5 protein-coding genes and 1 pseudogene are annotated in these 5,509 nt (G+C 57.6%); all 6 read right to left on the minus strand.

Annotated features, from left to right (window positions below; genetic code table 11):
* Nucleotides 1–646 (minus strand): protein-methionine-sulfoxide reductase catalytic subunit MsrP (gene msrP, locus WBB95_RS16935; RefSeq protein WP_424488643.1); only part of this gene is annotated, 646 nt, incomplete at its 3' end.
* Nucleotides 647–709: 63 nt separating this feature from the next.
* On the minus strand, nucleotides 710–1,567 hold the full coding sequence (pssA, locus tag WBB95_RS16940; protein WP_424488644.1) for a CDP-diacylglycerol--serine O-phosphatidyltransferase: 858 nt from the start codon (nucleotides 1,565–1,567) through the stop codon (nucleotides 710–712).
* Nucleotides 1,568–1,711: 144 nt separating this feature from the next.
* Nucleotides 1,712–2,728: a ketol-acid reductoisomerase gene (gene ilvC, locus WBB95_RS16945; protein WP_078739114.1), complete on the minus strand. Its 1,017-nt coding sequence runs from the start codon at nucleotides 2,726–2,728 to the stop codon at nucleotides 1,712–1,714.
* A gap of 46 nt (nucleotides 2,729–2,774) precedes the next feature.
* Nucleotides 2,775–3,266, minus strand: a complete 492-nt coding sequence (gene ilvN, locus WBB95_RS16950; RefSeq protein ID WP_003176102.1) for an acetolactate synthase small subunit — start codon at nucleotides 3,264–3,266, stop codon at nucleotides 2,775–2,777.
* 2 nt (nucleotides 3,267–3,268) lie between these two features.
* Nucleotides 3,269–4,993: an acetolactate synthase 3 large subunit gene (locus WBB95_RS16955; RefSeq protein ID WP_424488645.1), complete on the minus strand. Its 1,725-nt coding sequence runs from the start codon at nucleotides 4,991–4,993 to the stop codon at nucleotides 3,269–3,271.
* Nucleotides 4,994–5,424: 431 nt separating this feature from the next.
* Nucleotides 5,425–5,509, minus strand: a pseudogene (locus tag WBB95_RS16960) (YqcC family protein); the annotation flags it as partial.

Raw genomic sequence — 5,509 nt, forward strand, 5'->3', positions numbered from 1 at the left:
CATCCAGACGCAGCCCCTCTACATAAGGCCAATCGATCAAGCCGAAACTTGAGCGCTGACCCGGCATGCTCTTGGGGTCTTGAAGCGTTTCAAAACGGATGTACTTGGCCTTGGAGGTCGGCTCAACCTGTTTGAGCAAGGCCGAAATGGGGAAGCCCATCCACGGAATGACCATCGACCACGCTTCAACACAGCGTAAACGGTAAATCCGCTCTTCCAACTGATAAGGTTTCATGAAGTCTTCCAAGGCATAACGCCCCGGCTTCCCGACCTCCCCGTCAATCACGACACTCCAGGGTTCGGTCTTGAGTGAACCCGCATTCGTCGCTGGGTCGCCCTTGCCTGTGCCGAACTCATAGAAGTTGTTGTAGTGGGTCGCGTCCTTGAAGGGCGTGATGGCCTCGTCCTTCACGGTGACTGCCTGCCATTGAGTGCTCGGCAGTTTCTCGGCAAACCAGGAAGGTGCGTTCCCCGGCTCAACATCCGCGTAACGCGCGGCTTCGGCAGCACTGGCCCAGCGCGGCAAGCTGCTGGCGGCAACACCGGCAAGCGCACCACCGAGCAAGCTGCGGCGAGAGAGGTAGAAGGATTCAGGCGTGACATCCGATTCGTGGCAATCGGACGCTTTGGGCAATTTGATTAACATGGCAACTCCGCAGCATTGGAGGACTGATGCACCAATAGACTGCGGAGTATGGGGGAAATTACATTAAGGCAATGTTTTGTCCCGGCGCAGATGCAACAAGTACTGAACAGGCCCCGACGCGGCGTAAACCAGGAACGCCAACAGCAGAATACGCGGTGGATCGCTGAACACCACTGCGAATACCAGCACCACGACCAGGATAGCCACGAAAGGCACGCGCCCCTTGAGGTCGAGCTCCTTGAAGCTGTTGTACTTGATGTTGCTGACCATCAACATACCGGCCGCCGCGACCATCAACGCCACCAGGAACGACATTTTCGAACCCTGGATGCCGTAGTCACTGAACGCCCAGACGATACCCGCCACCACGCCCGCGGCAGCCGGGCTGGCCAGGCCAATGAAATAACGCTTATCGGCCGTACCCACTTGGGTATTGAAGCGCGCCAGGCGCAACGCGGCGCCCGCAACATAGATGAAGGCAACCATCCAGCCGACCTTGCCCATATCACCCAGTGCCCAGGCAAACGCCAGCAGCGCCGGCGCCACACCAAAGGCAACCATGTCCGACAACGAGTCGTACTCGGCACCAAAGGCGCTTTGGGTATTGGTCATGCGCGCTACACGACCATCAAGGCCGTCAAGCACCATGGCCACAAAAATGGCGATGGCAGCAAAACCAAAGTACTTGCTGGCACTTGCCGCATCACCGGCCGCCAGGGCGCTTTGGGCGCTCATGGAGTTGATGATGGAATAGAAGCCGGCAAACAGGTTCGCCGTGGTGAACAGGTTGGGCAGCAGATAGATGCCACGATGCCGGACCTTGCGACCTTCCGCGTCATGCCCTTCTTCGACATGTTCATCGATCGGTAGCAGGCTATCGGCGTCAGAGGCCTGGCTTGGCTCTTCGGGACGTTCGGTCATGGACTTTACCTTGCAACGGTGTGAAAAGAATTCGACAAATACTTGCGGCGCGTGTTCGCCCGCAAACGATGCAGCTTTATACCAGAACCCGCCCCCAAACGAAAAAACGCGGCCTAAGCCGCGTTTTTCCTGGATACGTACGACTTAGTTTTTGGCTTTGTCGACGATCTTGTTGGCACCGATCCACGGCATCATGGAGCGCAGTTGCTCGCCGATGATTTCGATACCGTGAGCGGCGTTGTTACGACGCTTGGCGGTCATCGAAGGGTAGCCGGTTGCGCCTTCGGTGATGAACATTTTGGCGTACTCGCCGTCCTGAATACGTTTCAGGGCGTTGCGCATGGCCTGACGGGACTCGGCGTTGATGACTTCCGGGCCAGTCACGTACTCGCCGTATTCGGCGTTGTTGGAGATCGAGTAGTTCATGTTGGCGATACCGCCTTCGTACATGAGGTCAACGATCAGCTTCAGTTCGTGCAGGCATTCGAAGTAGGCCATTTCTGGCGCGTAGCCAGCTTCAACCAGGGTTTCGAAACCGGCTTTGACCAGCTCAACGGTACCGCCGCACAGAACGGCTTGTTCGCCGAACAGGTCGGTTTCAGTCTCGTCCTTGAAGGTGGTTTCGATGATGCCGGTACGACCGCCACCCACGCCTGCAGCGTAAGACAGTGCAACATTCTTGGCGTTGCCCGAAGCGTCCTGGTAGATCGCGATCAGGTCAGGAATACCGCCGCCCTTGACGAACTCGGAACGCACGGTGTGGCCCGGAGCCTTCGGCGCGATCATGATCACGTCGAGGTCAGCACGCGGCACAACCTGGTTGTAGTGAATCGCGAAGCCGTGGGAGAAGGCCAGGGTGGCGCCTTTCTTGATGTTCGGCTCGATTTCGTTCTTGTACAGCGCGGACTGGAACTCGTCCGGGGTCAGGATCATGACCAGGTCGGCGGCAGCAACGGCGGAAGCAACGTCAGTCACTTTCAGGCCGTGGGCTTCAGCCTTGGCAACAGTGGCCGAGCCTTTGCGCAGGCCAACAGTCACGTCAACGCCGGAGTCTTTCAGGTTGCACGCTTGGGCGTGGCCCTGGGAACCGTAGCCGATGATGGCGACTTTCTTGCCCTGGATGATCGACAGGTCACAATCTTTTTCGTAATAAACTTTCATGAGGTTCCTCTATATATCCAGGCCGTGAGGCCATTCACTAATTGGGTTAGATGCTGAGTACTTTGTCGCCACGGGCGATCCCGGTGACGCCACTGCGTACGGTTTCCAGAATCGAGGCCGTCCCGATCGACTGGATGAAGCTGTCCAGCTTGTCGCTTGTACCGGTCAGTTGCACGGTATAAACGCTGGCGCTCACATCGACGATCTGCCCGCGATAAATGTCGGTGGTACGTTTGATCTCGGCACGCTGGGCGCCCGTGGCCTTGACTTTAACCAGCATCAGCTCGCGCTCGATGTGAGCACTTTCCGACAGGTCGACCAGCTTGACCACTTCGATCAGCTTGTTGAGGTTCTTGGTGATCTGCTCGATCACCTCATCGTGGCCCACGGTGGTCAACGTCAGGCGCGACAGGGTCGGGTCTTCGGTTGGCGCCACGGTCAGGCTTTCGATGTTGTAGTTGCGTTGCGAAAACAGGCCGACAACACGAGACAGAGCGCCGGGTTCGTTCTCCAGAAGCAGGGAGATAATGTGCCGCATGATTAAGTACGCTCCGTCTTGTTCAGCCACATGTCGCGCATAGAGCCGTCTTTGATCTGCATCGGGTAGACGTGCTCGCTGGTATCCACCTGAATATCCAGGAAGACCAGGCGGTCCTTCATGGCGAACGCCTCTTCCATCATCGGCTTCAGATCTTTCAAATCGGTGATGCGCATGCCGACGTGGCCATAGGCTTCAACCAACTTGACGAAGTCCGGCAACGATTCCATGTAGGAATGGGAGTGACGGCTACCGTAGCTCATGTCCTGCCACTGGCGAACCATGCCCAGCACGCCGTTGTTCAGGCAGACGATCTTCACCGGAAGGCCGTACTGCAAGCAGGTCGACAGTTCCTGGATGTTCATCTGGATGCTGCCTTCACCGGTGACGCACGCAACGTCGGTGTCCGGGAAGCTCAGCTTCACGCCCATGGCCGCAGGGAAACCAAAGCCCATCGTGCCCAGGCCGCCGGAGTTGATCCAGCGGTTAGGCTTGTCGAACGTGTAGTACTGCGCGGCGAACATCTGGTGCTGGCCCACGTCGGAGGTCACAAAGGCGTCGCCCTTGGTCACTTCGCACAGGGTCTCGATCACGGTTTGTGGCTTGATGATGCTGCCGTCGCCCTTGTCATACGGGAACAGGCCGCGATCACCGCGCCATTCGTCGATCTGCTTCCACCAACTGGCAACGGATTCCTTGTTCGGCGTCTCGCCGATGTCCTTGAGCGCAGCGACCATTTCGGTCAATACGCTTTCCACAGGGCCGACGATCGGCACGTCAGCCTTGATGGTCTTGGAGATGGACGCCGGGTCGATGTCGATGTGGATGATCTTGGCATTCGGGCAGAATTTGCTCGCGCCGTTGATCACTCGGTCATCAAACCGCGCGCCCACCGCCAGGATCACGTCAGCGTGGTGCATGGCCAGGTTGGCGGTGTAGCTGCCGTGCATGCCGAGCATACCGACGAACTGACGGTCCGTACCCGGGAATGCGCCGAGGCCCATCAAGGTGTTGGTGACCGGCAAGTTGAGCAGCTTGGCCAGTTCGGTCAGCGGTGCGGAACCGCCACCCAGAATCACGCCACCGCCGGAGTACATCACAGGGCGTTTGGCCGCCAGGAGCATTTCGGCTGCCTTGCGAATTTGCCCCGAGTGCCCACGAACGGCCGGGCTGTAGGAGCGCAGCTTGGCTTTCTTCGGGAAGACGTATTCGAATTTTTCAGCCGGGTTGGTCATGTCTTTCGGGATATCGACCACTACAGGGCCCGGGCGACCGGACTGTGCGAGGTAGAACGCCTTCTTCATGACTTCCGGGATTTCCGACGCATGCTTGATCATGAAGCTGTGTTTCACGATCGGCCGGGAAATACCGATCATGTCGGTTTCCTGGAATGCATCGGTACCGACCATGGTGCTTGCGACCTGGCCGGAAATGATCACCATCGGGATGGAGTCCATATACGCAGTCGCGATGCCAGTGATGGCATTGGTTGCGCCTGGGCCGGACGTTACCAGCACCACGCCGGCTTTACCGGTGGCACGGGCATAACCGTCAGCCATATGGGTCGCGGCCTGTTCGTGGCGAACCAGGATGTGGGTAACAGCCGGTTCCTTGAACAGTGCGTCGTAAACATGCAGCAGAGCACCACCTGGGTACCCGTAGATATAGTCGACGCCTTCGTCACGCAAAAAGCGGACGAGCATCTCACCGCCAGATAAAAGCTCCACGTTGTTCACCTCTAAAACGCCAGAATACCGTCCGTTAAAAACCGACGGGTCTTAATAGGTTTACTTCTCAACAGAGCATGAGCGACGGTGGTCGCCGACTACGTCAGCACTGACTGAGCAAGTATTGGGATCGTCCCAAGTGTTGCGGGCTTTTCCCACCCAGCGCGAGGTAACGCGTTGCGGGTGTTACAGGTCGGCGCGGATATGCGCCTCATGATCTGCTGAGCGGGCCTGCTTCTGGCAGTCCCGATACAGCGGACTTTGGATTCTTCTGTTTCAGGCCCTTCAAGTCAAGCAATAATTGCGCTTTTTTCCAACTAAGCGCATGAGAACGTAGAAGAAAGGGGCTTGAGGAGGGATAAAACTCGCCTGAATGGCGCAAAGCGGTAGAAATATGCGCAAGACTGCCGGAAAAACCGGCAGCCAGGCAATTAACGAGCGTCGACGATCAGTTGATCGAACTTTTTCAGCGCAGTCCGCAGGCCAAGGCTCTCAAGTGGCCGATCGGCGTAAACC

The organism is Pseudomonas sp. (assembly GCF_049645325.1).
Taxonomy (GTDB): domain Bacteria; phylum Pseudomonadota; class Gammaproteobacteria; order Pseudomonadales; family Pseudomonadaceae; genus Aquipseudomonas.

Coding starts and splice junctions, on each gene's coding strand:
- ilvN (WP_003176102.1), bottom strand. CDS start 3,266: ATGCGGCACATTATCTCCCTGCTTCTGGAGAACGAACCCGGCGCTCTG.
- ilvC (WP_078739114.1), bottom strand. CDS start 2,728: ATGAAAGTTTATTACGAAAAAGATTGTGACCTGTCGATCATCCAGGGC.
- pssA (WP_424488644.1), bottom strand. CDS start 1,567: ATGACCGAACGTCCCGAAGAGCCAAGCCAGGCCTCTGACGCCGATAGC.